The organism is Arthrobacter sp. NQ4 (assembly GCF_029077345.1).
GTDB lineage: Bacteria > Actinomycetota > Actinomycetes > Actinomycetales > Micrococcaceae > Arthrobacter.
In genome coordinates, this window is the sequence record NZ_JARETC010000001.1 from 1 (window position 1) to 25,730 (window position 25,730).

At 63.1% G+C, this 25,730-nt stretch carries 24 protein-coding genes and 1 other RNA gene; 10 read left to right on the forward strand and 15 right to left on the reverse strand.

Going from position 1 to position 25,730, the window contains the following annotated elements; translation table 11 throughout:
* Nucleotides 1–366: 366 nt before the first annotated feature.
* The 13 genes from ssrA to PUN51_RS00065 form a co-directional block, all read right to left on the reverse strand.
* Nucleotides 367–735: a transfer-messenger RNA gene (gene ssrA, locus PUN51_RS00005) on the reverse strand.
* 73 nt (nucleotides 736–808) lie between these two features.
* Complete coding sequence (smpB, locus tag PUN51_RS00010) at nucleotides 809–1,282, reverse strand: SsrA-binding protein SmpB (protein WP_043453530.1); 474 nt, start codon at nucleotides 1,280–1,282, stop codon at nucleotides 809–811.
* 83 nt (nucleotides 1,283–1,365) lie between these two features.
* Nucleotides 1,366–2,796 (reverse strand): M23 family metallopeptidase, encoded by a 1,431-nt coding sequence (locus tag PUN51_RS00015; protein WP_159631595.1) that lies wholly within the window; start codon nucleotides 2,794–2,796, stop codon nucleotides 1,366–1,368.
* A gap of 27 nt (nucleotides 2,797–2,823) precedes the next feature.
* On the reverse strand, nucleotides 2,824–3,738 hold the full coding sequence (gene ftsX, locus PUN51_RS00020) for a permease-like cell division protein FtsX (protein ID WP_224026502.1): 915 nt from the start codon (nucleotides 3,736–3,738) through the stop codon (nucleotides 2,824–2,826).
* Nucleotides 3,735–4,523, reverse strand: coding sequence for a cell division ATP-binding protein FtsE (gene ftsE, locus PUN51_RS00025; RefSeq protein WP_159631593.1), 789 nt, complete (start codon nucleotides 4,521–4,523; stop codon nucleotides 3,735–3,737). Before ftsE ends, ftsX begins: the two co-directional genes overlap by 4 nt.
* 186 nt (nucleotides 4,524–4,709) lie before the next feature.
* Nucleotides 4,710–5,825: a peptide chain release factor 2 gene (prfB, locus tag PUN51_RS00030; RefSeq protein ID WP_159631592.1), complete on the reverse strand. Its 1,116-nt coding sequence runs from the start codon at nucleotides 5,823–5,825 to the stop codon at nucleotides 4,710–4,712.
* A gap of 54 nt (nucleotides 5,826–5,879) precedes the next feature.
* Nucleotides 5,880–6,326: a pilus assembly protein TadG-related protein gene (locus PUN51_RS00035; RefSeq protein ID WP_159631591.1), complete on the reverse strand. Its 447-nt coding sequence runs from the start codon at nucleotides 6,324–6,326 to the stop codon at nucleotides 5,880–5,882.
* Entirely contained in the window at nucleotides 6,323–6,892 is a 570-nt protein-coding gene (locus PUN51_RS00040) for a hypothetical protein (RefSeq protein ID WP_374114913.1), read from the reverse strand. The genes PUN51_RS00035 and PUN51_RS00040 overlap by 4 nt, the downstream gene beginning before the upstream one ends.
* Before the next feature lie 55 nt (nucleotides 6,893–6,947).
* Entirely contained in the window at nucleotides 6,948–7,364 is a 417-nt protein-coding gene (locus PUN51_RS00045) for a TadE family protein (protein WP_275179507.1), read from the reverse strand.
* Nucleotides 7,365–7,367: 3 nt separating this feature from the next.
* Nucleotides 7,368–7,664 (reverse strand): hypothetical protein, encoded by a 297-nt coding sequence (locus PUN51_RS00050; RefSeq protein ID WP_159631588.1) that lies wholly within the window; start codon nucleotides 7,662–7,664, stop codon nucleotides 7,368–7,370.
* 76 nt (nucleotides 7,665–7,740) lie between these two features.
* Complete coding sequence (locus PUN51_RS00055) at nucleotides 7,741–8,682, reverse strand: type II secretion system F family protein (protein WP_224026504.1); 942 nt, start codon at nucleotides 8,680–8,682, stop codon at nucleotides 7,741–7,743.
* Nucleotides 8,679–9,536: a type II secretion system F family protein gene (locus PUN51_RS00060; protein ID WP_275179508.1), complete on the reverse strand. Its 858-nt coding sequence runs from the start codon at nucleotides 9,534–9,536 to the stop codon at nucleotides 8,679–8,681. The genes PUN51_RS00055 and PUN51_RS00060 overlap by 4 nt, the downstream gene beginning before the upstream one ends.
* A complete protein-coding gene (locus tag PUN51_RS00065) occupies nucleotides 9,533–10,756 on the reverse strand; it encodes a CpaF family protein (protein ID WP_275179509.1) in 1,224 nt (407 codons plus the stop codon). The genes PUN51_RS00060 and PUN51_RS00065 overlap by 4 nt, the downstream gene beginning before the upstream one ends.
* Nucleotides 10,757–11,491: 735 nt before the next feature.
* On the opposite strand from PUN51_RS00065, the gene PUN51_RS00070 reads away from it, so the two are divergent.
* The gene (locus PUN51_RS00070; RefSeq protein WP_308209012.1) at nucleotides 11,492–14,002 is read left to right on the forward strand and encodes a GH25 family lysozyme; all 2,511 of its coding nucleotides are present in this window, start codon (nucleotides 11,492–11,494) and stop codon (nucleotides 14,000–14,002) included.
* Nucleotides 14,003–14,068: 66 nt separating this feature from the next.
* Here PUN51_RS00070 and rfbA read toward each other — a convergent pair whose 3' ends face one another.
* Nucleotides 14,069–14,938 carry a glucose-1-phosphate thymidylyltransferase RfbA gene (gene rfbA, locus PUN51_RS00075; protein ID WP_159631583.1) on the reverse strand — a complete coding sequence of 290 codons (870 nt, stop codon included), beginning with the start codon at nucleotides 14,936–14,938 and terminating at the stop codon, nucleotides 14,069–14,071.
* A gap of 55 nt (nucleotides 14,939–14,993) precedes the next feature.
* Here rfbA and rfbB point away from each other — a divergent pair, with 55 nt between their 5' ends.
* The 4 genes from rfbB to PUN51_RS00095 are packed head-to-tail and all read left to right on the forward strand — an operon-like array spanning nucleotide 14,994 to nucleotide 18,543.
* Nucleotides 14,994–15,992, forward strand: coding sequence for a dTDP-glucose 4,6-dehydratase (gene rfbB, locus PUN51_RS00080; protein WP_159631582.1), 999 nt, complete (start codon nucleotides 14,994–14,996; stop codon nucleotides 15,990–15,992).
* Nucleotides 15,993–15,995: 3 nt separating this feature from the next.
* Complete coding sequence (locus tag PUN51_RS00085) at nucleotides 15,996–17,426, forward strand: sugar nucleotide-binding protein (protein WP_224026507.1); 1,431 nt, start codon at nucleotides 15,996–15,998, stop codon at nucleotides 17,424–17,426.
* Entirely contained in the window at nucleotides 17,423–18,148 is a 726-nt protein-coding gene (locus PUN51_RS00090; protein ID WP_159631580.1) for a glycosyltransferase family 2 protein, read from the forward strand. Before PUN51_RS00085 ends, PUN51_RS00090 begins: the two co-directional genes overlap by 4 nt.
* Nucleotides 18,149–18,156: 8 nt before the next feature.
* The gene (locus tag PUN51_RS00095) at nucleotides 18,157–18,543 is read left to right on the forward strand and encodes a DUF2304 domain-containing protein (RefSeq protein ID WP_275179510.1); all 387 of its coding nucleotides are present in this window, start codon (nucleotides 18,157–18,159) and stop codon (nucleotides 18,541–18,543) included.
* Between the two features lie 85 nt (nucleotides 18,544–18,628).
* On the opposite strand, the gene PUN51_RS00100 is transcribed toward PUN51_RS00095, so the two are convergent.
* Entirely contained in the window at nucleotides 18,629–19,510 is an 882-nt protein-coding gene (locus tag PUN51_RS00100; protein ID WP_159631578.1) for a glycosyltransferase family 2 protein, read from the reverse strand.
* A gap of 192 nt (nucleotides 19,511–19,702) precedes the next feature.
* Between PUN51_RS00100 and PUN51_RS00105 the strand changes: the two genes are divergently transcribed.
* The 5 genes from PUN51_RS00105 (at nucleotide 19,703) to PUN51_RS00125 (ending at nucleotide 25,684) form a co-directional block, all read left to right on the forward strand.
* Nucleotides 19,703–20,422, forward strand: coding sequence for a glycosyltransferase (locus PUN51_RS00105; protein WP_224027177.1), 720 nt, complete (start codon nucleotides 19,703–19,705; stop codon nucleotides 20,420–20,422).
* A gap of 104 nt (nucleotides 20,423–20,526) precedes the next feature.
* Entirely contained in the window at nucleotides 20,527–21,357 is an 831-nt protein-coding gene (locus PUN51_RS00110) for a glycosyltransferase (RefSeq protein WP_275179511.1), read from the forward strand.
* Nucleotides 21,358–21,410: 53 nt separating this feature from the next.
* Nucleotides 21,411–22,454, forward strand: coding sequence for a hypothetical protein (locus PUN51_RS00115; protein ID WP_159631575.1), 1,044 nt, complete (start codon nucleotides 21,411–21,413; stop codon nucleotides 22,452–22,454).
* Between the two features lie 27 nt (nucleotides 22,455–22,481).
* Nucleotides 22,482–23,714 (forward strand): lipopolysaccharide biosynthesis protein, encoded by a 1,233-nt coding sequence (locus PUN51_RS00120; RefSeq protein WP_275179512.1) that lies wholly within the window; start codon nucleotides 22,482–22,484, stop codon nucleotides 23,712–23,714.
* Nucleotides 23,711–25,684, forward strand: a complete 1,974-nt coding sequence (locus PUN51_RS00125; RefSeq protein WP_275179513.1) for a DUF6541 family protein — start codon at nucleotides 23,711–23,713, stop codon at nucleotides 25,682–25,684. Before PUN51_RS00120 ends, PUN51_RS00125 begins: the two co-directional genes overlap by 4 nt.
* Nucleotides 25,685–25,730: the final 46 nt, after the last annotated feature.

The window sequence follows — 25,730 nt, forward strand, 5'->3', positions numbered from 1 at the left end:
AACGCGTTACGGTGGGACACGAGGACCTCCTGGTTTGTGTTCGCTCTCGACAAGCACCACACAACACCCGGAGGTCCTCTTATTGCTTCAAATCAACCCAGTGTCACCAACCTGGCGGGACAGTACAGCTAGATGGCCGACGGACACTCCATGCAGGAGGTCCCAGCATGTTCCGGCGTCCAGTACTTCAGTGGGCGGTTGCGGCGGGTCGTTGTGCATGGAGTGGACGGTACCGGCCTGCCGGGCCACCCCGCTAGAGCATTTTGGCCCGGACGTGGATCATTGGCAAAGAAAAACACCCCGGTCCGAAGACCCGGGGTGTTTTACGAAGCGGGCCGGACATCCTGTGGACGTCCGGCCCGCCCGGGGTGGAGATGGGGGGAATTGAACCCCCGTCCGATGTCGTGTTGTCAGGGCTTCTCCGGGCGCAGTTTGCGTCGGATTTTCTCGGCCCCAGCCATGCCGCAAACAGCTGGCTGATCCGGGCCCAGTCATCTAAAAGTCCCGTTTACTCCGATGACGGGAGCCAACAGCAGTGGCTATCTAAATGACGCCAGGATCCGGGGCGATAGCAACCCCGGGCTGACGGACTGTCTTACTGCTTAGGCAGCAAGAGCGAAGTCAGTGCGCTTAGATTCGGCACTTATTGGTTTGCAGAAAGCGTTTACGAGATAATTCTGCATCCTCGGCCCGCTTCACCTGTCGCGACTAACACCGTCGAAACCGATCATCCCCGTATTTTGTTACCAAACCGGCTGGCAAGCCTGCCGGACTATCCATACTAACGCACGCCCTGCCGAAATAATTCCTAGCGGCGGCGGTTGCGTTCGCGCATCTCGCGCTGGGCCTCACGGTTGTCCTGCTGTTCCCGCAGCGTCTGCCGCTTGTCATACTCACGCTTACCGCGGGCCACCGCGATTTCCACCTTGGCCCGGCCGTCCACGAAGTACAGCTGGAGCGGCACGATGGTGTAACCGGCTTCCTGGACCTTGCGGGAAATCTTGATGAGCTCCTCGCGGTGCAGCAGCAGCTTACGGCGGCGGCGCGCAGCGTGGTTGGTCCAGCTGCCCTGGTTGTACTCGGGAATGTGGATCGCTTCCATCCACAGTTCGTCGTTGTAGAACGTGCAGAATCCGTCCACCATCGAGGCGTGGCCCTCGCGCAGGGACTTCACCTCGGTGCCCATCAGTGCGATGCCGGCCTCGTAAGTGTCCAGCACGTGATAGTCGTGCCGGGCCTTGCGGTTGGTGGCCACCACCTTACGGCCACTTTCTTTAGGCACGGGAAAACTCCTCGGGTTCAGGTCGGATGCCTCCGGGCCTTCGGCCCGGAGCTATACAAGTCTACGGCAGCGGCGCTTGTCCCCTAGAGCAGGCCCATGGGGTCCACAGCCCTGCCGTTGAGCCAGGTTTCGAAGTGGGCGTGGCAGCCGGTGGAGTTGCCGGTGCTGCCCGAGTACGCGATCAGCTGGCCCTGCGAGACCCGCTGCCCGTTTGAAACCACGATGCTCGAGTTGTGGTAGTAGATGGTGGTCAGGGTGTTGCCCTGCATCACGCCATGATCGATCTTGACGCGCCACCCGCCACCATCGGCGGAGTTCCACCCGGAGCTGAAGACCTCCCCGGCAGCCGCCGCATACACGGGGGTGCCGCAGGCGGCACCGAAGTCGATGCCGGTATGCATGTAGCCGCCGGTGCCGTAGAAGTCGATCGTTCCCGGCGGAGTGGTGCGGTATCCAAAGCCGGAGGTGATGGGAATGCTGCCGTCAAAGGGATGGCGGAGGCCAAAGGCCGACGGCGAGCCGGCCGCCGGCGGTACGTACGGCTGGACGGGCGGGGCGGGGCGGTTCGCTGCCGCGGCTGCGGCGGCAGCGGCTGCAGCTGCGGCCTCAGCCTGCCGGCGCTGTTCTGCTTCCCACGCCTCGCGGGCCTTGCGGTCACGTTCAGCAATTTCGTTGGCCACCTGGTTCTGGTTGGCCTGGACACCGGCCAGCTGCGCCTGGATCCCGGGCTTGGCCGCCTGGAGCTCGGCATCGAGCCGGGTGGTATCGGCAATCAGCTGGTCAACCTGGGCCTTCTTGGCCGCAGCCTCATCGCGGGCCGCCTTCTCCCGCTCCAGCGCGGCGTCTGCTTTGGCCTTAAGGTCCTTGATCTCCGCTTCGACGGCCTGAAGCCGTGCTTCGGAGTTGACGTTGGTGGCATTCTGCTGGCTGAGCTTGTCCATGGCAGCGTTTTGGCTGCGCATGGCCTGGTCCGCGAGGTCCATGGTTTCGGTCAGGCTGCTGCCGCTGTTGGAACCGAAGAAGAGCGACAAGTTGGAGGGAACGCCGCCGGACTTGTAGGCCTGGGTGGCGATCTGCCCGATCAGTTTTTTCGTGTCCGCGATCTTTTGCTTGTCTGTTTCCAGTTGCTGGGTGATCTTGGCTTTGTTCTGCTGGGCCATGTCCACGCGGGCTGACAGGGCTTCGACTTCCTTGACCGCGCCGGCGACCCGCCCCTGGGCTTCAAGCAGCGCCTGCTGGGCACCCGGCAGCTGGCCCTGGTAGATCACCAGGTCACCGGCGGCCTTGGCAATCCGGGAATCGACAAATTCCAGGGACGCCTGGACACGGGCAGCTTCAGCTTCGAGCGCAGCCTTGCGGTCTTCGAGGTCGTCTGCGAAAGCGACAGGGGTGGCAACGGCCATCCCGGCGGAAAGGATGATGGTGAGCACGCCGCTGACGATCCCCAAACGGCGGGCAGCGGTCCGCCCGCGGCTGTGCCGGGGGCGGTGCAAGGTCTGATCAGTTACGTTCATGGGCATTCCTCGGTCGGTGTGCACAGCCTAAACGCGCAAATATCTGCGTAAGGTCAAGAGAGACGAAATTCCTGCCAAGGATCCGCCAAGGACCAGCAGCGCCGGTGCGAGGATCAGGGTCTGGCCGGAGGAGATGAAGGCCGTGTCAGGGTACTGGCGGGACATGTAGTCGCCCAGGAAGAACTGCGCCACTGCCCACAGGGTGCCCGAGGCCAGGGCTGCACCGATGACCGCCGCTATGACGCCCTCGAGGATGAACGGCAACTGGATGACGGTCTTGGATGCACCGACAAGCCTCATGATTCCGGTTTCCCTGCGCCTGCTGAATGCAGAGAGCCTGATGGTGGTGGCGATCAGCAGGATCGCGCAGACGATCATCACACCTGCGATGCCCACTGCCACCAGGGAAGCCCCGTTCATCACCGAGAAGAGACGCTCGAGCAGCTGGCGCTGGTCAATCACCGTTTCCACGCCAGGCTGGGAGGAGAAGGTCTCGCTGATGATCTGGTACTTCTCCGGGTCCTTCATATTGATCCGGAACGATGCCGGCAACTGGTCCGGCGTCACGGAATCAACGATGGGCGAGTTGGAGAACTGGTCCTTGAAGTGCTTGTAGGCCTCATCCTTGGACTCGAACTGGAAGTCATTGATGTACTGCGCCACGGCCGGTGACTCCAGGAGCGCGTTCAAGCCCTGTTGCTGCTCAGGGGTAACGGGCCCCGAGGCGCAACCCGGCGCCGTCGAACCTTCGCTGCAAAGGAAGATCGCCACCTGGACCTTGTCGTACCAATAGCCCTTCATCTGGTTGATCTGCATCTGCAGCATGCCGGCCGCGCCCACGAATGTGAGGGACACGAACGTGACCAGGATGACTGAGACCACCATGGAAAGGTTGCGGCGCAGGCCGCTGCCAATCTCGGAAAGAATGAATGCGAGCCTCACCGCTGGGCCTCGCCTTCGGCACCGTTGCCCGGAAGGCCGGCGTCGGGCGCTTCCCGGCCGCTGGCGTCCTTCAGGCGCCGGGACTGCCCGACGACGGGGATCATCGAGGTGTACAAGGCCCTGGCTTCGTCGCGGATCACCACGCCGTTCTTGAGTTCCACCACCCGCTTGCGCATCTCGTTGACGATGTCGTCGTCGTGGGTGGCCATCACCACCGTGGTTCCGTTCTGGTTGATCTTGTCCAGCACGCCCATGATTCCCATGGAGGTGGTGGGGTCAAGGTTTCCCGTCGGTTCGTCCGCGAGGAGGATTCCGGGCCGGTTGACCACGGCGCGCGCGATGGCAACGCGCTGCTGCTCGCCGCCGGACAGCTCGTGCGGCATGCGGTGTTCCTTGCCTTCGAGCCCTACTGTTTTGAGGACCTCGGGGACGGTGTCGCGGATCACGCTGCGGCTCTTGCCGATGACCTGCATGGCGAACGCCACATTGGCGAACACGTTCTTCTGCGGCAGCAGCCGGAAGTCCTGGAAGACGACGCCGATGCCGCGCCGGAGGCGGGGAACACGCCAGCTGGAAATCTTGGCGACATTCTGGCCGGCGACGTACACGGCACCGGAGGTGGCGCGGTCTTCCTTCAACACCAGCCGGAGGAAGGTGGACTTCCCGGAACCGGAAGCACCCACGAGGAAGGCGAATTCGCCGCGGTCGATCTCAAGATTGACGGAATCCAGCGCCGGTCGGGCTTTCTGGTCGTAAACCTTGGTGACATTTTCGAATCGGATCATGGCCCTAAGTACCCTGCAGGGCATGGCTGATCCGTCTGATGCAGCCCAGTTCTGCAGCCGGTGCACGGGTTTTCGTTTGGGGAAAGTAGGGCCCCGGCCCCTCGACTATACGCAGGATGGCCGGCGGTTGGGCGGGCTTTCGGTGGCGTGTCGCCGGATCAGCCGGCGGGCAGCCGGGAGGACCGCCTACTTTTCAGCGTTGCGGTTGTCAGTACGCCAGCGGATGCCCGCGTCGATGAAATCGTCAATCTCGCCGTCGAACACCGCGGACGTATTGCCCACCTCGTGTTCGGTGCGCAGGTCCTTCACCATTTGGTACGGGTTCAGGACATAGGAGCGCATCTGGTCGCCCCAGGAGGCCTTGACGTCGCCGGCCAGCGCCTTCTTTTCCGCGTCCTCCTGTTCCTTCTTCAGCAGCAGGAGCCGGGACTGCAGAACGCGCATGGCAGCTGCGCGGTTCTGCAGCTGCGATTTCTCGTTCTGCATGGAGACCACGGTGCCGGTGGGGATGTGGGTGAGGCGGACGGCGGAGTCGGTGGTGTTGACCGATTGGCCGCCCGGGCCGGAGGAACGGAATACGTCCACCCTGATTTCGTTGTCCGGGATTTCGATCGAGTCTGTCTGCTCGATCAGCGGAATGACTTCAACGGCTGCGAACGACGTCTGGCGGCGTCCCTGGTTGTCGAACGGGCTGATCCTGACAAGGCGGTGGGTGCCGGCTTCCACGCTGAGCGTGCCGTACGCATACGGCGCCTTCACCTCAAAAGTGGCTGACTTCAGTCCGGCTTCCTCCGCGTAGGAGGTATCCATGACCGTGGTGGGGTACCCGTGCCGCTCAGCCCAGCGGAGGTACATGCGCATGAGCATTTCGGCGAAGTCCGCCGCGTCCACGCCGCCCGCACCGGCCCTGATGGAGACCACAGCTTCGCGTTCGTCGTATTCGCCGGACAGCAGGGTGACCACTTCCAGGTCCTTGAGGGCCTTCTTGATGGACTCGAGTTCGGCAGCGGCCTCCCCCATCGAGTCGGCGTCGTCCTCGTCCTGCCCGAGTTCCACCAGGACCTCGAGGTCGTCGATCCGGGACTCCAGGTTAGTGAGGCGCTCCAGTTCAGACTGGCGGTGGGACAGCCTGGAAGTGACTTTCTGCGCGGCCGCGGGATCGTCCCAAAGGTTCGGCTCCCCCGCCCGCTCGCTGAGTTCGGCGATGTCTTCCTTGAGCGCCTCCACGTCGGTGACGCGTTCGATGGACTCGTAGGTGGCGCGGAGCGCGCGGATTTCAGCGGAAAAATCAATATTGGCCATGGTGGTTTAAGCCTACGCTATCGGGGAATACCGGCCGGCTCGGCGGCCTGCGTCCTACCGGGTCAACCGCGAGCGCGCGGTTGACGTCGCTTCAATGGGGATGCCGTCGGGTATCAGGAAATTCACCACAGGCGGGTGGACGGCCGCTGTGAGGACCACGACGGCGGTGGAACCGTCCGGCGTACCCGTTGCCCCCGCGACGGTAAGGCTGGAGAAACGTTGCGAGGCAGGGCTCCTGGCAACGAAGTCGGCTGCCACGTTCCGGACGCGGGAAGGGTTGAGGACTGCCGAGGGGCTGCCGCCCTGTGTTGAGACTTCCCCCAGCGTGTAGCTGTCCGCAGCAGCAAGCGAGGCCCCGTCCGCCAGGGACAGCAGGCGCTTGTGCTCCAGATAGACGGCGGATATTCCGATGACCACCGTCGCCACCAGGAGCGCCAGGACCACATAGCCGAGGATCATGACCATCAACTGGCCGTTCTCGTCCGGTTCCCTGCGCTTCATCGGTACCGCCCTACCAGCTGGGAGGATGACGCTTGAACCTCTGTGGCGGACAGCCCCTCGGCAAAGGGGATGAACGGCAGCGGCACACTCAGGCTCACCGTCACTGTTACCGTACTGCCCGCCGCCTGGCAGTCTGCGGGGCTGCAGGCGGTGGTCATGCTGGCCCGGTCCGCCTGGTGACCGAAATCGGAGAGGGCAAGTGCCACCGCCTGCTCGGCTGCAGCCTGGGCGGTTACAGCATCGGGCTGGGCCACGTAGACCTTCGCTGCCTGGTCCGCGGCGCCCACCACGGCGAAGGAGCCTCCCTGGATCTGCCCGACCGTGATGACGAAGTACACAAGCGGGACCATCAACAGGAGTGCAAGGAACGTAAACTCGACCACTGCGCTTCCCTGTTCATGTGTCAGGCGCGGCTGGTTCCCGCTTTTCCGGCAGGCAGGCGCGGACTCCTGGGATGTGTCCCCCGGGCCGGCGTCCCCGGACCGCTCCCGGCAGAGTGCTTCTGCCAGGCGGGTCCGGAAGCGCAGGTGCGCCTTGGAGCCCAGCACCGGATGGCAGCCGGGCATTCCTTGGGAGCAGGGCTTTGCTTTCCAGCCGGGCATTGTTTTCCAGGTGGCTGGGTCAGGGCTGAACGGCTGCATGTCCCTTCACCTCCAGCAGGTCCCGGGGTCCAATGAGGCCAATGACAGGCATGGGAGAGCGGACCGTGACTTCCAGAGAGCGCATGCCGTGGACGTCCACTTCCTGGGTACTGATGTGTTCCGCGAAGCCCGGGGTGAGGGCCACGCTTATGAGGCTGCGGGTCCGTTCTTCGGCGTCGGAGGCATTGCGGTCAGCGAGGGTTCCGTACCGCGCCCCGGAGGCGGCAGCATCGATGAGGGTGTTCCTGACGTGGAGGACCAGCGTTAACTGGACTATCGCCAGGAAGAACATCGTCAGCAGCCCGCCGACCAGGACGAAGTCCACCACGGCCGATCCCCGCTCGCCTGCCCGGGACAGCGCCGGCTGCTCAGCCGTGCGGGGAGCAGCCCTCCTCATGGTTCAGTTCCCCACCTTGTCCATTGCCTGGTTGAACATGGCCTCAAGTGCAGGGCCTGCGAGCGCCAGCAGGGCCGCCACCAGGACCGCTGACATCAACGTAATCATCACCCAGCCCGGTACGTCGCCGCGCTCGGGATGATCGCTTTCGGCTGCCGGCGCCTCCCGGCGGTGGTCGGAACCGGCGTCGTACTGTGCGGCCTGACGCGGGTGCAGGCGAACAGCCCGGATCATCTGGAGCTGCAGCAAGGCCGCCAGGGAAAGAAGCAGCGTCGCCCAGCGGATTCCCATGGTTTTCATCTTTGCGTCCTATTCCTGTTTCGTTGAGGGGACTTGCAGGTGTTGCTGAAGTGCGGGCTTCGGGTTGTACTCATCGTCAGAAGCCCAGGTTGATGGCCGCGAGACCAGGGAACACCGCGAAGACCACGGTCAGGGGAAGCACTCCGAACACCAGCGGCACCATCATCGCGATCTCCTTTTTCCCTGCGGCTTCCATGAGGTCGCGCTTCGCTGAATCGCGTACGTCCTGCGCCTGGGCGCGGAGCACGTCTGCGAGGGGTGTCCCCCGTTCCACCGCCACGATGATGCCGTCGACGAACCTGACCAGCGGTGCAAGGTCGGTTCGCGCGGAGAACTCCTGCAAGGCCAGGACCAGGGGCTTGCCTGCCCTTGTCTCCGCGAGGATCTTCGAGAATTCCTTGGACAGTTCGCCTTTCGCACTTCTGCAGACGCGGTCCAGGGCGCCTGTCGCGCTCTCCCCTGCGCCGACCGCCAGGGCCATTAGTTCGGCAAGGCTGGGGAACTCTGCCATCATCCGGGTTTCCCGTCGCCGGACCTGGACGCCGAGCCAGTAATCGCGCAGCACAAAGCCCGCTGCAGCACTGCCAATGATCACCCCGGCCGCGAGGAAAGGGCTGAACCTGCCCGCTGCGGCACCAATGAGGATGACGGTGAGCGAAAAAACGAAACCGGCCGCGGCCCACAGCAACTGCTCGGCTCGGAAGTCGATGGGTGACTTGTTGATTCCAGCCTGGGCAAGCCGCCGCGAGGTGGCCCCTGGCGAGGGGTTGAGTCTTCCCAGTGCGGACAGCCAGTCGCGGAAGACGGGACGGAGGATCCGTTCAAGGGGGCCGAATGGCGTGAGGTTCTGCTCGCCTGCGCGAAGGAGTCGCGACTCCAGGTTCTGCGACTTCAGCTGGGGCTCAATCCGCTCCGACAGTGTCAGGGGGCGCATCGGAGGGGACCGGAAAATCACGAGCCACAACCCCAGGCCGAGGCCGATTCCACACGCCACCGCTGCAGGAGAAGAGAGAATCATCGGAGCACCCTTTCGTCCTGCGGCAGCGCCCCGATCTTCAACATGATCGTGTAGCAGACCAAAGAGACCACCAAGCCCCCGAGCAGTACTGCGGCACCCATGGGCGTGTTGTATGCCTGGATTGCCTCGGGCCTTGTCGCGAGGAGGATCATCACGATCCACGGCGCAGCAACGGCGAGCCGGGCGGCATTGATGGTCCAGGACTGCCTCGCCTCGAGCTCGCTGCGGGTCCGCGCGTTTTCCCGAAGGAATTCAGCCAGTGTGCCCAGAAGCTTCCCCAGATCGGAGCCGCCTACTTCGCGCGTCAACCGGAGTGCTTCGATGATGCGGTCGGCAACGGGGTCGGCCAGCCGGTGTTTCAGCTTGTTCAGAGAGCCATCGAACTGGCCACCGGCGCGGTAGTCGGCACCGAACTCGCGAAAGAGGGGCCGCAGTTCCTCGGGCCCCTTGTCCCCGAGCTGGATAAGGGCTTCAGGCAGGGGCAGGCCTGCCCGGATTGCAGACCGCAGGTGATCGACGACGTCGGGCCAGAGCTGGCGCAGCATTGCCGTCCGTTTCCTGGCCCGCCAGCGGAGGATGGTGATCGGCAGCCACGCGCCGAAGAGCCCGAAGCAGCCGGCGATAGGCCAGGAGCGGCTAAGCGCGTAAAAGAGCAGTGCCACAAAGATCCCCAGCCCAAGGCACGTCCCCACCAGGCCGCGCGCCGAGACTTTGTCGACCCCGGCGGCCGCGAGCAGGTCGCCCAGGCGGCCTGGCTTACGCTCGCGCTGACCGCGGCTCGGCGTTTCCCAGCACGACCACCAAATGAGGAAGAGGCCAACCCCGGCGACCGCTCCCACCAGAGTGGCCGTCATCGCGGATCCAGCAAAGCGGCGACGTCGTACCCGGCCCTCGAGAATTTCTCCGCCGAAGGCATGGCGTTGGCGCGGGGATGCAGGGCGCCGTTCTCCAGGCCAAAGACCAGGGATGATTCGATGATGCCGTTCTCCACGCGGCGGCCCAGCGACAGGATCTGCGTGACTTGCCGCCGTCCATCAGGATGCCTGCTGCAGTGCACGACGAGATCGATGCAGGATGCGACAGTGGGAACAACGAAAGCACTGGAAATGTTCTCGCCCGCCAATAGCGGGAGCGTGCATATCTTGGTGACTGCATCATGTGCCGAGTTCGCGTGGACAGTACACATTCCCGGCAGGCCCGAGTTCAGGGCAATGAGCATGTCCAGGCTCTCGGCTTCGCGCACCTCCCCCACCACCAGCCTGTCCGGACGCATCCTCAGCGCTTCCTTCACCAGGCGCCGGAGTGGAATTTCACCCTCGCCTTCGAGATTCGGTTGACGGCACTGCAGGCCCACCACGTCCCGGAGGGGAAATTGCAGTTCGAAAATTTCCTCGACGGTGATGACACGTTCCCGGCTGCCGATGCTCGCGGCCAGGCAGTTCAGCATGGTGGTTTTACCTGCCTGGGTTGCTCCGGACACGAGGATGTTGAGGCCGCTGGACACCGCCGCGCCGAGAAAGCGTGCTGCCTGCGGCGTCAGCGTGCCCAACTCCACCAGATGTTCCAAGCGGCTGGCCTTCACCACAAACTTGCGAATGTTCACTGCCCAGTGACGGCGGGTGACATCTGGAATAACCACGTGCAGCCTTGAGCCGTCCGGCAGTGCGGCATCGACGAAGGGCGATGACATATCCAGTCTTCGGCCGGAGCTTTTGAGCATGCGCTCCACGAGATCGCGCACCTGCTGTTCCGTGAGGCTCAGCGACGTCAGTTCAGACTCGCCATTGCGCGCCACGTAGATTTCGTTGGGTGCATTGAGCCAGATTTCCTCGATGGACGGGTCATCGAGGAGTGGTTGGAGTACACCGAAACCGGCGACGGCGTCGAAGAGGAACCGGCGGGCCGCATCAAGCGGGCCGAGGGGCGGCAGTGGCCCCATCAAAGCCCGTTCGTCATAGTCCGTGACGGCTGCTTCGACCAGTTGCCGGACCTCGCCTGCCTGCCTGAGCGGGTCCAGTCCGCGGCGGCGGATGAGCTCGCGGACTTCGTCCTCGACAATTCCCAGCGCGTCCATATGTTCCCCCATACAACTGCCGCCCCCGGCGGAGGCAGTGCGACTGGGCTACAGCCTAGGGAGCTTGCCCGGCGGCAACAAGTCATCCTCCGGCTGTGTGGATAACCGAGGAACCTCAAGATTGTCTCCAGTAGGCCTCAGGATTGGATCTGGATGACTACAGGATTCACATAAGTAACACCAGAATCACTGGTTTCGCTGGTAACACCGGTGCTATGGTGAGCGCGTTATTTATCGAAATAGCACTATCAGGTGCCTTCCTGGGGGAAATCACCTGAGCAGTATCCAAAGAGGCGCTTGGGGGAGCGCCTCATTGTCTCCGGAGCACACATGAAGCGGAACCTGTCTCAGTCCCGTCGCCCAGTCCTGAAGTCTTTTGGGCTCGTACTACTTGCCTGCTCCCTTTTAACAGGACCGGGCCTGAGCGGAGTCGCCTTCGCCGTTGATTCCAGCCCGACGCCCGCTCCGTCACCGACGTCCACCGCGGCGCAATCCCAGACCGCGCCTTCGCCGGCACCGGCTTTGCAGGGTGCACCCTCTACAACCCCTCCGGCCGTCCCGACCGCTTCACCTGCAGCTCCCGCCCCTGCGCCGTCTCCCACCGGCACTAACCCGGCAGCGCCCTCCACCACGAAGAAGTTGTCCAGGCAGGAGCTGCTCGCTGCCGGTGGGGCCCAAATGGGACAGCGTTCCTCGCGGGTGGCACGTGATACGGCAATCGCGGCAGGCTCAGGCTTGTCGACGCAGTCTTTGTCCACGGAAGGCACTTGGAACCCAACATTTGGCGTCCTTGGACTGGACGTCAGCAAGTGGCAGCCAAGCGTGGACTGGCAAGGCGAGTGGAACAAGGGCGCGCGGTTTGCCTACGTAAAGGCGTCCGAAGGCACCTACTACACGAACGAATTATTCAACTCCCAATACCAGGGTGCACGGAACGTGGGCATGATTCGCGGTGCCTACCACTTCGCCCACCCGTCATCGACATCCGGCGCTGACCAGGCGCGCTTCTTCGTCAACAACGGAGGGGGCTGGAGCGCGGACGGCTACACACTGCCCCCGGTCCTTGACATTGAATACAACCCTTACGACGGCAACATCTGCTATGACATGACGCCCGCCCAAATGACGGCATGGATTGCGGACTTCGGCTCCACCATGCGGGCGTTGACGGGCCGGCTGCCGGTGATCTACTCAACCACCGATTGGTGGGCAACCTGCACCAACAACTCCGCCGCATTCGGGGACTACCCGTTATGGGTCGCTGCCTATCCGATGACACCGGCGTCATCGCCCGGAATGCTGCCGGCAAGCTGGAGCACCTACAGCATCTGGCAGTACAGCAGCACCGGTCCCTTTGCCGGCGACTCAAATGTATGGAACGGCGACTTCGCAGCACTCCAGCGGTTCGCGGGAAGCAGCGCTCCCACTATCCAGGTCCCGTCGCAGGCCACTCAGCAAATTGCAGCGTATGCAGGGAGCCACCCCTCCCTCGGCAGCCAAACCACCGCTATCACCTGCGGTTTAACCAGTGGCGGTTGCTACCAAGGGTTCCAGGGCGGGACCGTCATGTGGTCCTCAGCCTCCGGGGCTTTCGCTGTTTCGGCCGGACCGGTCACCGGCGCGTGGCAGGCCCTAGGCGCTGAGCGCAGTCCGGCCGGCTATCCGACCAGTGACTTGATCTGCGGACTGAAGAACAACGGCTGTTTCCAGAACTTCCAGGGCGGCAGCATCATGTCTTCCCCTGCCACAGGTGCCGCTTTCGTTCCATTTGGCGCGATCCGGGATGCCTGGGCGGCGCAGGGCTACGAAAACGGGCCATGGGGCTACCCGACGAGCAATGCGACATGCGGGCTGCGGTCGGGCGGATGCTTCCAACTGTTCCAGGCAGGATCGGGGCTGTGGAGTCCTTCCAGCGGCGCCCACCTGGTCAAATCAGGACCGATTCTTGATGCCTGGGCAAAAGACGGGTTTGAGAACGGCCTCCTTGGCTTCCCCAGCACGGATGCGACCTGCACAGCTTCCGACTGCACCCAGCTGTTCACCGGCGGAGTTATTGGATGGACCTCCACAGCTGGAGCCTGGCCCATCTACATGGGCATCGGTGACACCTGGAAGGCAGCGCGCGCAAAGGGCGAACCGATCGGATTCCCCTTGGCCAAGGAAGTGTGCGGACTGCGTGGCGGCGGCTGCTACCAGCTGTTCCAGGGTGGAAGCATCCTGTTCTCCCCCACGTCCGGGGCGTACTCGATGACGGGCCGCATCCTTAACTACTGGGCGCAATCGGGCTTCGAAAACGGCCAGCTGGGCTACCCGACGGGTCCGGCCAGTTGCGGCGCCGTTCAGAGCGAATGCTGGCAGTCCTTTGAAAAGGGCACGGTCGCCTACTCCGCGGCCACACCGATCCAGACCGTCCCGGCCGGACCCATGGCCCAGGCGTGGAAGAACCTCGGCGCCTCAGGAGGGGCCCTCGGTTACCCCTCCTCAGCACAGATCTGCGGCCTCAAGGACGGCGGATGCTTCCAGATGTTCGCCAAGGGTGCCCTCATGTACTCCCCCGCAGCAGGCGCGCAGCCCAGCCTGCTCGGACCCATCCGTGACTTCTGGCAGAAGCAGGGGTTCGAAAACGGCGCCCTTGGCTACCCCGCCTCGAATGTTATTTGCGGGCTGGTCGGTGCGGGGTGCTTCCAGAACTACCTGGGCGGGACAGTGATGTGGTCCAATGCCAGCGCGGCGCACGCCATGTCGTTCGGCCCGGTCCGGGACGCCTGGATAGCTTCCGGTTTTGAGAACGGAATCCTTGGCTACCCAACGAGCGAACAGGTGTGCGGTCTGCGGAACGGCGGCTGCTTCCAGAACTTCGTCAACGGAACCGTGATGTACTCACCTGCCACCGGAGCCCAGACCATGTCATCGGCACCTATCCGCGACAAGTGGGCCACCACAGGCTTTGAGGGCGGATCGCTGGGCTACCCCACCAGCGGCGCCATCTGTGGCCTGCGGAACGGCGGCTGCTTCCAGAACTTCGAGAAGGGGACCATCATGTGGTCCGCCGCGAGCGGCGCCCAGGTGATGATACCGGGACCCATCCAGCAGAGCTGGGCGGCGCAGGGCTTCGAAAACGGTGCGCTGGCATTCCCTACTAACGGCCAGACCTGTACCGCCGACAAGCTTTCCTGCAGCCAGACCTTCCAGGGAGGCACTGTCAGCTGGACCTCCACGGGCGGGGCGAAAACCCGCCTCAACTGACCCGGCCCGCAAACAGCAGGGGCGGGACCGCTTTCGCGGTCCCGCCCCTGCTGTTTTGTTTGTGGATCAGCGGCCGTGTTCCAGCAGCTCTATGAGGTAGGAGCCGTAACCGCTCTTGACGAGAGGCTCCGCCCGCTCACGCAGTTCGTCATCCGTGAGGAATCCCAGACGCCAGGCAATTTCCTCGGGTGCCCCGATCTTGAGCCCCTGCCGGTTCTCAGTGGTCCGGACAAAGTTCGAGGCGTCGTTCAGGTCATTGAAAGTTCCCGTGTCCAGCCATGCGGTCCCCCGCGGAAGAATCTCGACCTGCAGCTTGCCGCGCTCCAGGTAAGTGCGGTTGACGTCAGTGATTTCAAGCTCTCCCCGGGCGGACGGCTTAAGGTTCTTTGCAATATCCACGACGTCGTTATCGTAGAAATAGAGCCCGGGCACCGCATAGTGGCTCTTGGGTTCCGCAGGCTTCTCTTCCAGCGAGACCGCCTTGCCGTTCTCGTCGAACTCCACAACGCCGTAGGCCTTCGGATCGGCCACCCAGTAACCGAACACTGCACCACCGTCAATGTTTTCGAAGCGCCGCAGCTGCGTGCCCATGCCGTGCCCGTAGAAGATGTTGTCGCCCAGGACAAGGGCCACGCTGTCATCACCAATGTGCTCGGCACCGAGCACAAACGCCTGAGCTAGGCCGTCGGGAGACGGCTGCTGCTTGTAGGTGATGGAGACACCAAACCGGGACCCGTCCCCCAGGAGCCGCTCGAACTGCTCGGCGTCGTGGGGGGTGGTGATAATGAGGATGTCCCGGATGCCCGCGAGGATCAAGGTGGAGAGCGGGTAGTAGATCATGGGCTTGTCGTAGACCGGGACCAACTGCTTACTGACGCCCAAGGTGATGGGGTGGAGCCTCGAGCCGGTACCGCCGGCGAGTATTATTCCGCGCATGCACCCATCTTTCCTTTAGCTAAGTGCAGCGGCAAATCCGGTAGTCTTGGGAATTATGCAGCGACTTCTTGTTACCGGCGGTGCCGGCTTCATTGGCTCGAACTTTGTCCACTACGTTATTGAGAACACCGAAGACCATGTCACTGTTCTGGACAAGTTGACCTACGCCGGCAACCTGGCGTCGCTGCAGGGCCTCCCAGCCGACCGCTTCTCATTCGTTCAAGGTGACATTGCCGACCCCGCACTCGTGGACGGGCTCGTTGCCGAAGCAGATGTAGTGGTCCACTACGCAGCAGAATCGCACAACGACAACTCCCTGCACGATCCCCGGCCCTTCCTTGACACCAACATCATCGGGACCTACACCCTCATCGAAGCAGCGCGGAAGCACAACAAGCGCTTCCACCACATTTCCACTGACGAGGTCTACGGCGATCTCGAGCTCGATGATCCCGAACGCTTCACGGAACAGACCCCCTATAACCCGTCCAGCCCGTACTCCTCCACGAAGGCCGGATCCGACCTTCTGGTCCGCGCCTGGGTCCGCTCATTTGGCCTCCAGGCAACCATCAGCAACTGCTCCAACAACTACGGTCCGTACCAGCACGTGGAAAAGTTCATCCCGCGGCAGATCACCAACGTGATTGACGGCATCCGGCCCAAGCTCTACGGCAAGGGGGAAAATGTCCGCGACTGGATCCACGCGAACGACCACTCCTCCGCCGTCCTGGCCATCATTGCCAAGGGGCGCATCGGCGAGACCTACCTGATTGGTGCCGACGGTGAGAAGAACAACAAGGACGTTGTTGAGCTGATCCTGAAGCACATGGGCCAGGCGCCGGACGCCTATGACCACGTCATCGACCGGGCCGGCCACGACCTGCGCTACGCGATCGATTCCACAAAGCTGCGGACCGAGCTCGGCTGGGAACCCCGGTTCTCCAACTTTGATACCGGCATCGAGGACACTATCGCCTGGTACCGGGACAACGAGGACTGGTGGCGCCCACAGAAGGCCGCCACCGAGGCCAAGTACAAGGAACAGGGCCAGTAGGGCATGTCCATCGAGTTCTCCAAAAAGCTCGCCGTCCACGAAACGCCCATTCCCGGCGTCGTTCTCTACGACCTTCCTGTCCACGGCGACAACCGCGGCTGGTTCAAGGAAAACTGGCAACGGGAAAAAATGGTTGCTCTCGGCCTGCCGGACTTCCGGCCCGTCCAGAACAACATCTCCTTCAACGAGAAGGCGGGTACTACCAGGGGGATCCACGCAGAGCCCTGGGACAAGTTCATCTCGGTCGCCACGGGACGGATCTTTGGAGCATGGGTGGATCTGCGCCAAGGGCCTACCTTTGGTGCCGTCTTCACCGCCGAACTCGACCCCAGCCAGGCGATTTTCATTCCGCGGGGCGTCGGCAATGCTTTCCAGACCCTTGAAGACACGACGGCTTACACCTACCTCGTGAATGACCACTGGTCCGCCGACGCCCAGGGCCAGTACACCTTCCTGAACCTGGCGGACGAAACCGTGGCCATCGAATGGCCCATCCCGCTCTCCGAAGCCGAACTGTCCGACAAGGACAAGGCGCACCCCCGCCTCGCGGACGTCGTGCCCATGCCACCGAAGAAGACCCTGGTCATCGGCGCCAACGGCCAGCTGGGTAAGGCACTGCGGAAAAAGTACGACGGCGACACTTCCGTTGAGTTCGCATCGCGCAGTGAGTTCGACCTCGGCAGTCCGGACGCGTTCAAAGACCGCAACTGGAAGAACTACTCCACCGTTATAAATGCGGCGGCCTACACGGCCGTTGACGCGGCGGAGACTTCGGAGGGGCGCGCAGCCGCCTGGGCCACCAACGTGACCGCGTTGACGCAGCTTGCGCGAATTGCCGTTGAGCATGACCTCACCCTGGTGCACGTCTCCTCCGACTACGTGTTCGACGGGGCCAAGGAAGTCCATGCGGAAACTGAAGCGCTCACACCGCTTGGTGTCTACGGTCAGACCAAAGCAGCAGGCGACGCTGTCGTCAGCGTGGTCCCCCGGCACTACATCGTCCGCACGAGTTGGGTCATTGGTGAAGGCAACAACTTTGTCCGTACCATGGCCTCGCTCGCTTCGCGCGGAGTGGAACCTTCCGTGGTGAACGACCAGTACGGCCGCCTCAGTTTCACTGATGACATCGCGGCAGGTATCCGGCATTTGCTGGACACCGGCGCTCCCTACGGCACCTACAACCTGAGCAACGACGGCGACCCGCAGTCGTGGGCGGACATCGCCGCGGACGTGTACGAATTGTCCGGCAAAAGCAGGGCCGCCGTGACGGGCGTGAGCACCAAGGAATACTTCGAGGGGAAGGATGCCGCCCCCCGGCCGCTCAACAGTGTCCTGGACCTCTCCAAGATCAAGGCAGCAGGCTTCGAGGCACCGCCGGCAGGGCTGCGCCTGACCGAGTACGTTAATTCGACCACGAGCGGATTCCCAGCATGACCGAAGCACGCCACGACACCCTCGTCATCATGCCGGCCTGGAACGAGTCGGAAGCAATCGGCAACACCATTGCGGAAGTCCTTGAGTTTGGACCCCCATGCGATGTGCTGGTGGTGGACGACGGCTCCCGTGACAACACCGCCCGGGTGGCACGCGCGGCCGGCGCCACCGTCGTGCAATTGCCGTTCAACATGGGCGTCGGCGGCGCGATGCGGACCGGCTTCAAATATGCCCAGATGCACGGCTACCGGCAAGTCATCCAGGTGGACGCCGATGGCCAGCATGACCCCCGGGACATCAAGGCAGTCCTTGACGGATTGCGCGACGCCGATATCGCCATTGGTGCCCGCTTCGCCGAGGCGGGGAACTACACCGTCCGCGGCCCCCGAAAGTGGGCAATGAACGTCCTGGCGTGGACAATTTCCCGGCTTGCACGGACAAAGCTCACCGACGTGACCTCCGGTTTCCGCGCAGCGAACACCAAAGCCATCCGCCAATACCTGGACCATTACCCCGCCGAGTACCTGGGCGACACGATTGATTCATTGGTCGTGGCGATCCGTTCAGGCTGCACTGTCCGCCAGGTTGGCGTTTCTATGAGGGAGCGTCAGGGAGGCACCCCCAGCCATGACCCGATAAAGGCCGCGATCTACCTCGGCCGCTCAGGGATGGCGCTCTTGTTCGCGCTGACGCGCAAGAAATCCACACCTTCCACCAACTAGGAATCCACATGTCCCTCCTTATGGGCTCCATCGTCGTCGTGGCGATTCTCTTCTTCGTCTTCGAAATGCTGCGACGGCAGAAGTTGCGCGAGAAATACGCTGTTCTCTGGATCGTCATCGGCATCGGCACTCTTCTGCTGGCGGCCTTTCCCGCCCTGCTTGAGCAAGCCAGTGGCCTGCTCGGAATCCAGGTCCCCGCGAACCTTCTCTTCATCACCACCCTCGTCCTCCTTGTCGGGGTATGCCTTCACCTGTCACGCGAGCAGTCGCAGGCCGAGGACGAGGTGCGCATTCTTTGCGAAGAGGTGGCCCTGTTGAAGGTAGAGCTTTCGGCACTGCAGCAGAGCGTCGGGTCACAGCCGCGACAGGAAGGAACCACCGGCCCCGCTGCGTAGCAGGAGCATTTCCGCGGGCCTGGCCAGGCGGACCAAACAAAAAAGGGAGCGACCCCGCGGGGCGCTCCCTTTCCTATGCGGCCGGTCAGCCGAAGATGTGCTTTGCCAGCCGTGGGAGGGAGTCCACCTTGCCCATGGCCACAGACTTGACCACCAAGGATGCAGCATTCAGCCGCGAGGTGGTGTGGAAGGACGCAGCGCGGGCAGCGCGGTTCCAGCCAAGTTCCTTGAACCGGGCTGCCTGCCCCTCAAAGAAGCGCCGCTCTTCATCAAAGCGGCGTCCGTCCAGGGCACGCACGGAAGAATCTGACGCCGAGTGCCTCCGGTACAGAAAGGACAACGTGGGGTCCACCACAAGGGAGCCGCCTTCGGCCGCTATGTCCAGCAGCAGCGCGAGGTCCTGAACGACGTCCAGGCCGTCGGTGAAGCCGATCCGCACAATGGTCTCCGACCGCCAGGCCAACGACGGAAAGTATGCCCAGTCAGCACGTACCAGGCTCGTGGCCATCTGCTCGCCCTTGAGCTCGATCCGCTCACGGGTCTTCGGGGCGTAGGCCTTTTTGACGGCATCAGCCAGGGGGATGCAGGCAATGCCCTTTTCATCAATGACCTGGACACCCGGCTGGACAACGCTGGCATGCGGGTAGGTCTCGAACGCATCCACTACGACGTCCAGGTAGTTGGGCAGCATGACATCGTCTGCGCCCATGATGACCACATACGGTGCCTCGACCATGGTCAGCGCCTTGCGATAGTTGCCGTTGGCGCCCAGGTTTTTCTCGTTCTTGAGGTACGTAACGCGTGGGTCAGTAATCGTCGAGAACCAGCGTTCCGGCTCGGGGTCCGGGTAGCCGTCATCGATGACGATGAGCCGCCAGTCTTCGTTTTCCTGGTTCATCACGCTTCGGGCTGCGAGCTTCATCTGATCGACATCGCCGTAGTAGGGCAGCATTACGTCAACGGTCATGGACCTGGGATTCCTTCCGTGGGCTCCGCTCGAAGAACTCGGCGGCTTCCCCACGATTATAGTTGACCGGCCCCTGTCGGGCCTGTCAGGCACGGCTTGCTAGACTGCTTGGGGTCCTGCCCGCCCCGCTGGCACCGCCCGGAGTGAGGAGAATTACTTTTGGAGCCCACAACCACACGGCCGCGCATCAGTGTGTGCATGGCTGCCTACAACGGCGCCCGCCACATCAGCGAGCAAATCGATTCGATCCTTCCCGAACTTGGCCCCCACGACGAAGTCGTGGTCGTCAACGACTGTTCCACGGACAACACTGCTGCCATCGTCGCCGCCGTTCCGGATGGCCGGATCCGGCTGATCAATGCCGAACAAAACCGCGGCTACGTTTCAACATTTGAAAGAGCCCTTGGGGAGGCGCGGGGAGAGTTCGTTTTCCTTTCGGACCAGGACGACGTGTGGCTCCCGGGCCGGGTGGAACGCATGATCTCGGCCTTGGACGGCAAGGACATGGTGGTGAGCAACTGCCGGCACTTCGACGGAGCGCCCGGCTCATTCCATGAAATCCGTCTCAGGGCCAAGGATTCCACCCACCACCTGCGGAACCTCCTGGGCATCGTGGTCGGTTACCGGCTCCACTGGGGTTGCGCGATGGCCGTCCGGCGGAACCTTTTGGCGCAGGCACTGCCATTCCCCCACTACATGAACGAATCCCACGACCAGTGGCTTGCCACTGTGGGCAACGTCAACCGTTCCATCGTCTACATGGAAGAAGACACCATCCTGCACAGACTTCACGGCGAGAACCTGACGCCCCACGGTATCCGCTCAGCCTCAAAAATAATCCGTGCACGGATCGCCTTCCTGCGCAACGTCTACATTGCAGTACGGCGCTCCCGGCAGGCGAGGCAGGCGTGATGGTCCAGCCCGGCCCGAACCCGACCAGTCCCCACCCCGACGTGTGCGGAGTCGTATCGGCCTATAACCCCGGTGATGAAAATGTTGCCAACGTAAAGTGGCTGTTGCGCTTCGTCGCCCACGTCGTGGTTGTCGACGACGGCTCCCGCGACGATGTATCGCAGGCACTGGCAGAGATGGAGCAGGCAGGTGCCGTCGTTCTGCGCCTCGGCACCAACTCCGGCATCGCCAGGGCCCTGAACACGGGAATCAAGGAAGCACTCGAGCGCTGGAAACCGGAGTGGATTGTCACCATGGACCAGGACTCCAGGTTCACTGGAGACTACATCGGTGCCGCTCTCGCCACTGTTGCAGCATCCAGTGACCCGCACAGCGTAGGCATGGTGTGCGCGGAGTCGCACAACCACATCCCCCTGCCGGTATGGGGCAGTCGGGATGAGCCCCAGATCTTCGACCCCATGACCAGCGGCACCTTGGTGCGTGCGCGCACGTTCGATGCAGTTGGCCTCTTCGATGAAGGGTTCTTCATCGATTGCGTGGATTCCGAGTTCAATGCCCGGCTCCGGGAGCACGGACTTCGTGCACTGGCAGGACGGGGCTGCAATCTCGAGCACAGCCTGGGCAGTGCACGGCCAATGAAGATTCTCGGCTGGCATGCGCACATCGGTGCCAAAAAGCTCTACATCTACTACCACGCGCCGTTCCGGGTCTACTACATCACCCGGAACTCGCTGACCCTCGCGCGCCGGTATGCGCTGAAACAACCGGCCTGGGTGCTGCGCAGAATCTACATGGAAATCCAAAGCAACATTGTGCGCTTCGGATTTGGTCCCAACCGGCGCAAACACGCGGTTGCCGCTGCAGCCGGCATCCGGGACGCCGTTCGGCAGCGGATGGGCAAAATAGACGACGACCTCGCAGCCCGCCTGCGCTAGGCGCCGGCTCCCCCAGTCCCCTGCACTGCCCGGTCAACATCGAAAGAAAACTCATGACCACCACCTCAGGATCAATCTTCGTCCTCTATCACCGCGGCTTGCGCACCGGAGGGCCCGAAGCCCTCCACCAGCTCGTCGATATGCTGCGTGAGCTTGGGCAGGACGCCTATCTGGTCCCGCACCCGCACACCGCAGGCAACGACCGCGTGGAGCAGTACGGGATTTACGACGCCCCGGAAGCACCTGAAATCATCGATTCCGCCGAAAACGTGGTGGTCTATCCGGAGACCTACGTCCACGAGATGTCCCATATCAAGCAGGCCCGCCGCATGTGCTGGTGGCTCAGCATCGACAACTCGCTGACTTTCATGGCCGAGCGCATGTGGTACCGGAATACGGCCGGCCTGTTTGAAAAGGCAAAGGAAGCGGCCGTCCCCTTCGCCCGGATGTGGAAGAACGGCGTGACGCCGGCAAAACTGCGCACGGACAAGGACGTCATCCACCTCGTGCAGTCCTCTTATGCATGGGCCTTCGTTGCCACCAGGTTGGACGTCGTGCCATCCCTGGTCTCCGACTACACCCCCACCGGGGAGTTCCAGGCCACCGCCACCGCCAAGCGCAACCGCCAGCTGGTCACCTACAACCCCGCCAAAGGCGGACACATTATCGATGCGGTGAAGGCGGCGAGCCCATCCACCATTGAGTGGCAGCCAATCGTCGGGATGACCCGTGCCGAGGTTGTTGCGACCCTGCAGCAGTGCGGCGTTTATTTGGATCTGGGGCACCACCCCGGTAAAGACCGCATGCCTCGGGAGGCAACACTTTCCGGCGCCCTGACCATCGTGGCCCGGCGCGGATCCGGCGCCTTCTACGCTGACGTTCCCATTCCCTGGGAACACAAGATCACGCCGGGAGATACCGAGGTTGCCACTGCTGCAGCCATGCTTCCGCAGCTCATCGCCAACTTCGAGCAGGAAGTGGCGAAACAAGGCAGCTACCGCGAAACCATCCTCAACGAACGTTCCCGGTTCAAGCGGGAGGTTGAGGACGTCTTCGTCAACGGCCGCCTGGGCAAGGACGCCTATGACTATGTGTAGTCGACGCACCGCGGCCGGGACCACGGCATGATCAAAAGGATCGCGGCTTTCGCCGGATTGCCGCTGCTCGCCTCTCTTGCGTCATTCATCCTTTTGCCCATCATCGCCAGAGTGGGTGGGGCGCCGGCTTGGAATTCCCTCGCCGTAGGCCAGGCTGTAGGGGCAATCGCCGCGATCGTCATAGGTCTGGGGTGGCCGCTGACAGGGCCTGCCGCCGTCGCCTCAGAAAGCGATGCCGTAACCCGGCGCCGGCTTTACGCCACCAGTTTCGTCACCCGCGCATTTGTTTTCGTCTGCGCCCTCCCCCTTATGGCAGCCGCCCTCTCGATCACGGGAGCCAAAGAACAGTTCTGGGTTGCTTTCCTGATGGCCTGCGCCCAGGCGGCGGCAGGACTGACCCCGGCCTGGTACTGCATTGCCACCGGGCACGCTGGCAGGATCGCGAAATACGACGTCGTTCCCCGTATGGTGGCGACTCTGGGCGTCATCCCACTTCTGTTCGCGACAGGTCAGATCTTCCTCTACCCACTGGCGCTTCTGCTGCTGGGCCTCGCGGGAACCATGTGGTTCAACAAGGATCATTCCCGACGGACCGACTTCGAGGGGCTGACGCCCCGCGCAGTGGTCCGCGAGATCTGGGCACTGAGGGGCGGTGCGGGCGTGACGGTCGCGGCAGGAGCGTACGCGTCCACCCCCGTCCTTGTGGTGCAGTTCGCTGCTTCTGCCTCCGGCCTGGCTGCGTTTGTGTCAGCGGAGAAGCTGTACCGCATCGGACAGCTCGCGACGGCCGCGCTGGGAAACAGCCTCCAGGGGTGGGTCAACGAGTTCGGCTCAAACCATGCCGAGCGGCGAAAGTTCTCCCTTCTGGCATTGTCAGTCCTGGGAGCAGCCGGCTGGCTGATCCTTGCTGTTCTCGGCCCATGGGTCAGCACCCTCCTTTTCGGTTCAGAGTTGGCCGCTGACTTCTGGACCTGTTTCTGGTTCGGTCTGTCGTTCCTCCTCGTCTGTGTCACAACGTCCACCGGTGCCCACTGGCTGGTGCCCGCAAAACAGATGCGCACCGTCTTCTCCAGCACCATCGCAGGAGCCATCGTTGGGCTCCCGGCCATGGTCATCCTGGCGCACTTGATGGGCGGCCCGGGCGGCGCGCTGGGTCTGGTAGTAGGCGAAGTTGCGGTAACCGTCATACAGCTGCGCGCCATCATCCGTCTGTTGCGGGAACCGTCGCCGCAGGACAGGACTGAGGAAATTCCGTCGTGAACTGGTTGACCATTCTTCCGGCCTCGGCGGTCGCAATCCTGCTCCTGTACGTCCCCGGGGCCGCCATCGCGTCGTGCCTCAAGTTCCGGTTGGGCGGGGTTCTCGGCATCGCGCCCCTGCTATCAACTGCAGCCGCCGGACTTGCCGGGGTCATCGGCGGGTTCCTCCATCTGCCCTGGAGCGTCCTGCCGTATCTCCTCGTCAGCGCCCTCCTGGCTGCCGGAGCGTTGCTCCTGACTCGGCGCATTCCGTGGCGCCTGGCTGCCCCCGCCTGGAGGCAATCCCTGCCCCTCGCTGCCTTGGCACTCGCAACGCTGCCCATGACCTGGCGGTTCATCCAGCTGGTAGGGTCACCGGACCACCCGTCGCAGGTCTTCGATAACGTCTTCCACCTCAATGCAATCCGCTTCATCATCGACAGCGGAAACGCCTCATCGCTGACGCTGGCGTCGATACAAGGAGTGCAGGGCCTGGACGCGGTCTATCCCGCGGCGTGGCATTCTTTTGCTGCCCTCCTGGTGCAGCTGGCTTCAGTGGATATCCCTACCGCCGAGAACGTCCTGAACCTGGTCATCGTCGTGCTCCTCTGGCCCGCGTCCTGCCTGTTCCTCGTCACGAAGACCATCTCGCGCAGGCCGGCGGCCCTCATCATCACCGCGGTGGTCGCCGGCACACAGGTCGCCTTCCCCTTCCTCATGATTGTCTGGGGCCCTTTGTTCCCGTACGCCATGGCCCTCAGCATGATGCCGGTAGTGATAGTCGAACTCGCAGCGCTGGTCCGCATCGGGCGGACGCGGACGGAACCACTTCCGAGCTGGGCAGCGGCACTGGTGTTGTCGCTGGCGGGCCTCGCATTTGCCCACACGAGCTCTATCAACATCACGGTGGCGCTTGGCCTTCCGATCCTCGCCATGTTGTGGTGGCGGATCATGCCGCGCCGGGAGATGTGGCGGGTGAACCCCGCCGGCGCGTGGCTGTTCCTTGGCGGGACCGTGGGGATCCTCGCCGTCGCCGGGGTCCTGTGGTTGAAGCTGCGCCCTGCCCCGTATGACAACTGGGGACCAACCGTGAAGCCGGGCGCCGCCGTCGGGGAAATACTCACAGCCAGCACGATGCAATCAGCCATACCGGCAGTAGTGGTCGCCATCCTGTCGGTCTACGGTCTCCTCACCACCTTCAAAGTGGGGAAGTGGCGCTGGATGGCTGCGTGCTACGCCGTACTCGGCGGGCTCTATGTCGTTGCGGCGTCGTTTCCGAAAGGCAGCATCCGGGACCTCCTGATCGGCACCTGGTACCAGGACACCTACCGCCTGGCTGCACTCCTGCCCCTGCTGGTGACCCCACTTGCCGTCATCGGAGGTCTGCGCCTGTGGGACTCAGCCCGCTGCTCCCGCAGCGGTGCGCGGACGTGGCAGGTGTGGGAAGCTTCCATCGACCGGGCAGGCGCGAACGGGAAAACTGTGCTGTCCACGGCCGTTGTGGTGGTCTTCGCCCTCCTCGCTTCGTTCGCAGGCCCGCTGAGCCACTACATCAATGGCGCCTCCTCCGTATACCGCTTCGACGCACAATCGGAGCTCCTCACACCCGATGAGCTGGCGTTGATACAGCGGCTCCCTGGTCACGTCCCTTCCGATGCAGTCATAGCTGACAATCCGTGGAACGGGAGTTCACTCGCTTATGCGTACACAGGCCGCCGCGTCCTGACCACTCACCTGTTTTCAACAGACGACCCTGATACGGAACTGATTAATCAAAAGCTCGGAGACGCCGCGGACAACCCCGCCGTCTGCGCCGCCCTGCGCAATAAAAACGTGCAGTACGTCCTGGACTTCGGGCCCCGTTACCTGATCGACCTGCCAGGGTCCGAAAAGTACCCGGCGTTGACCAACCTTGCGCCGGGAAACGGAGTGACCCTGGTGGATTCGCAAGGCCCGGACGCACGGCTATACCGGATTTCCAGTTGTGGATGAGCGTGGCCTGCACCGGTGCGGCGCCGCCCGTGTCCCATACTTGCAG

Excerpts from the sequence above, each read along its gene's own strand:
- rfbA (WP_159631583.1), bottom strand. The coding sequence starts at position 14,938 with ATGCGCGGAATAATACTCGCCGGCGGTACCGGCTCGAGGCTCCACCCC.
- PUN51_RS00065 (WP_275179509.1), bottom strand. The coding sequence starts at position 10,756 with ATGGACGCGCTGGGAATTGTCGAGGACGAAGTCCGCGAGCTCATCCGC.
- rfbB (WP_159631582.1), top strand. The coding sequence starts at position 14,994 with ATGCAGCGACTTCTTGTTACCGGCGGTGCCGGCTTCATTGGCTCGAAC.
- PUN51_RS00055 (WP_224026504.1), bottom strand. The coding sequence starts at position 8,682 with ATGATTCTCTCTTCTCCTGCAGCGGTGGCGTGTGGAATCGGCCTCGGC.
- PUN51_RS00015 (WP_159631595.1), bottom strand. The coding sequence starts at position 2,796 with ATGAACGTAACTGATCAGACCTTGCACCGCCCCCGGCACAGCCGCGGG.
- PUN51_RS00120 (WP_275179512.1), top strand. The coding sequence starts at position 22,482 with ATGATCAAAAGGATCGCGGCTTTCGCCGGATTGCCGCTGCTCGCCTCT.
- PUN51_RS00090 (WP_159631580.1), top strand. The coding sequence starts at position 17,423 with ATGACCGAAGCACGCCACGACACCCTCGTCATCATGCCGGCCTGGAAC.
- PUN51_RS00045 (WP_275179507.1), bottom strand. The coding sequence starts at position 7,364 with ATGAGGAGGGCTGCTCCCCGCACGGCTGAGCAGCCGGCGCTGTCCCGG.
- PUN51_RS00050 (WP_159631588.1), bottom strand. The coding sequence starts at position 7,664 with ATGAAAACCATGGGAATCCGCTGGGCGACGCTGCTTCTTTCCCTGGCG.
- PUN51_RS00095 (WP_275179510.1), top strand. The coding sequence starts at position 18,157 with ATGTCCCTCCTTATGGGCTCCATCGTCGTCGTGGCGATTCTCTTCTTC.
- PUN51_RS00060 (WP_275179508.1), bottom strand. The coding sequence starts at position 9,536 with ATGACGGCCACTCTGGTGGGAGCGGTCGCCGGGGTTGGCCTCTTCCTC.
- PUN51_RS00035 (WP_159631591.1), bottom strand. The coding sequence starts at position 6,326 with ATGAAGCGCAGGGAACCGGACGAGAACGGCCAGTTGATGGTCATGATC.
- prfB (WP_159631592.1), bottom strand. The coding sequence starts at position 5,825 with ATGGCCAATATTGATTTTTCCGCTGAAATCCGCGCGCTCCGCGCCACC.
- PUN51_RS00100 (WP_159631578.1), bottom strand. The coding sequence starts at position 19,510 with ATGACCGTTGACGTAATGCTGCCCTACTACGGCGATGTCGATCAGATG.
- ftsE (WP_159631593.1), bottom strand. The coding sequence starts at position 4,523 with ATGATCCGATTCGAAAATGTCACCAAGGTTTACGACCAGAAAGCCCGA.
- PUN51_RS00040 (WP_374114913.1), bottom strand. The coding sequence starts at position 6,892 with ATGCCCGGCTGCCATCCGGTGCTGGGCTCCAAGGCGCACCTGCGCTTC.
- PUN51_RS00085 (WP_224026507.1), top strand. The coding sequence starts at position 15,996 with ATGTCCATCGAGTTCTCCAAAAAGCTCGCCGTCCACGAAACGCCCATT.
- PUN51_RS00115 (WP_159631575.1), top strand. The coding sequence starts at position 21,411 with ATGACCACCACCTCAGGATCAATCTTCGTCCTCTATCACCGCGGCTTG.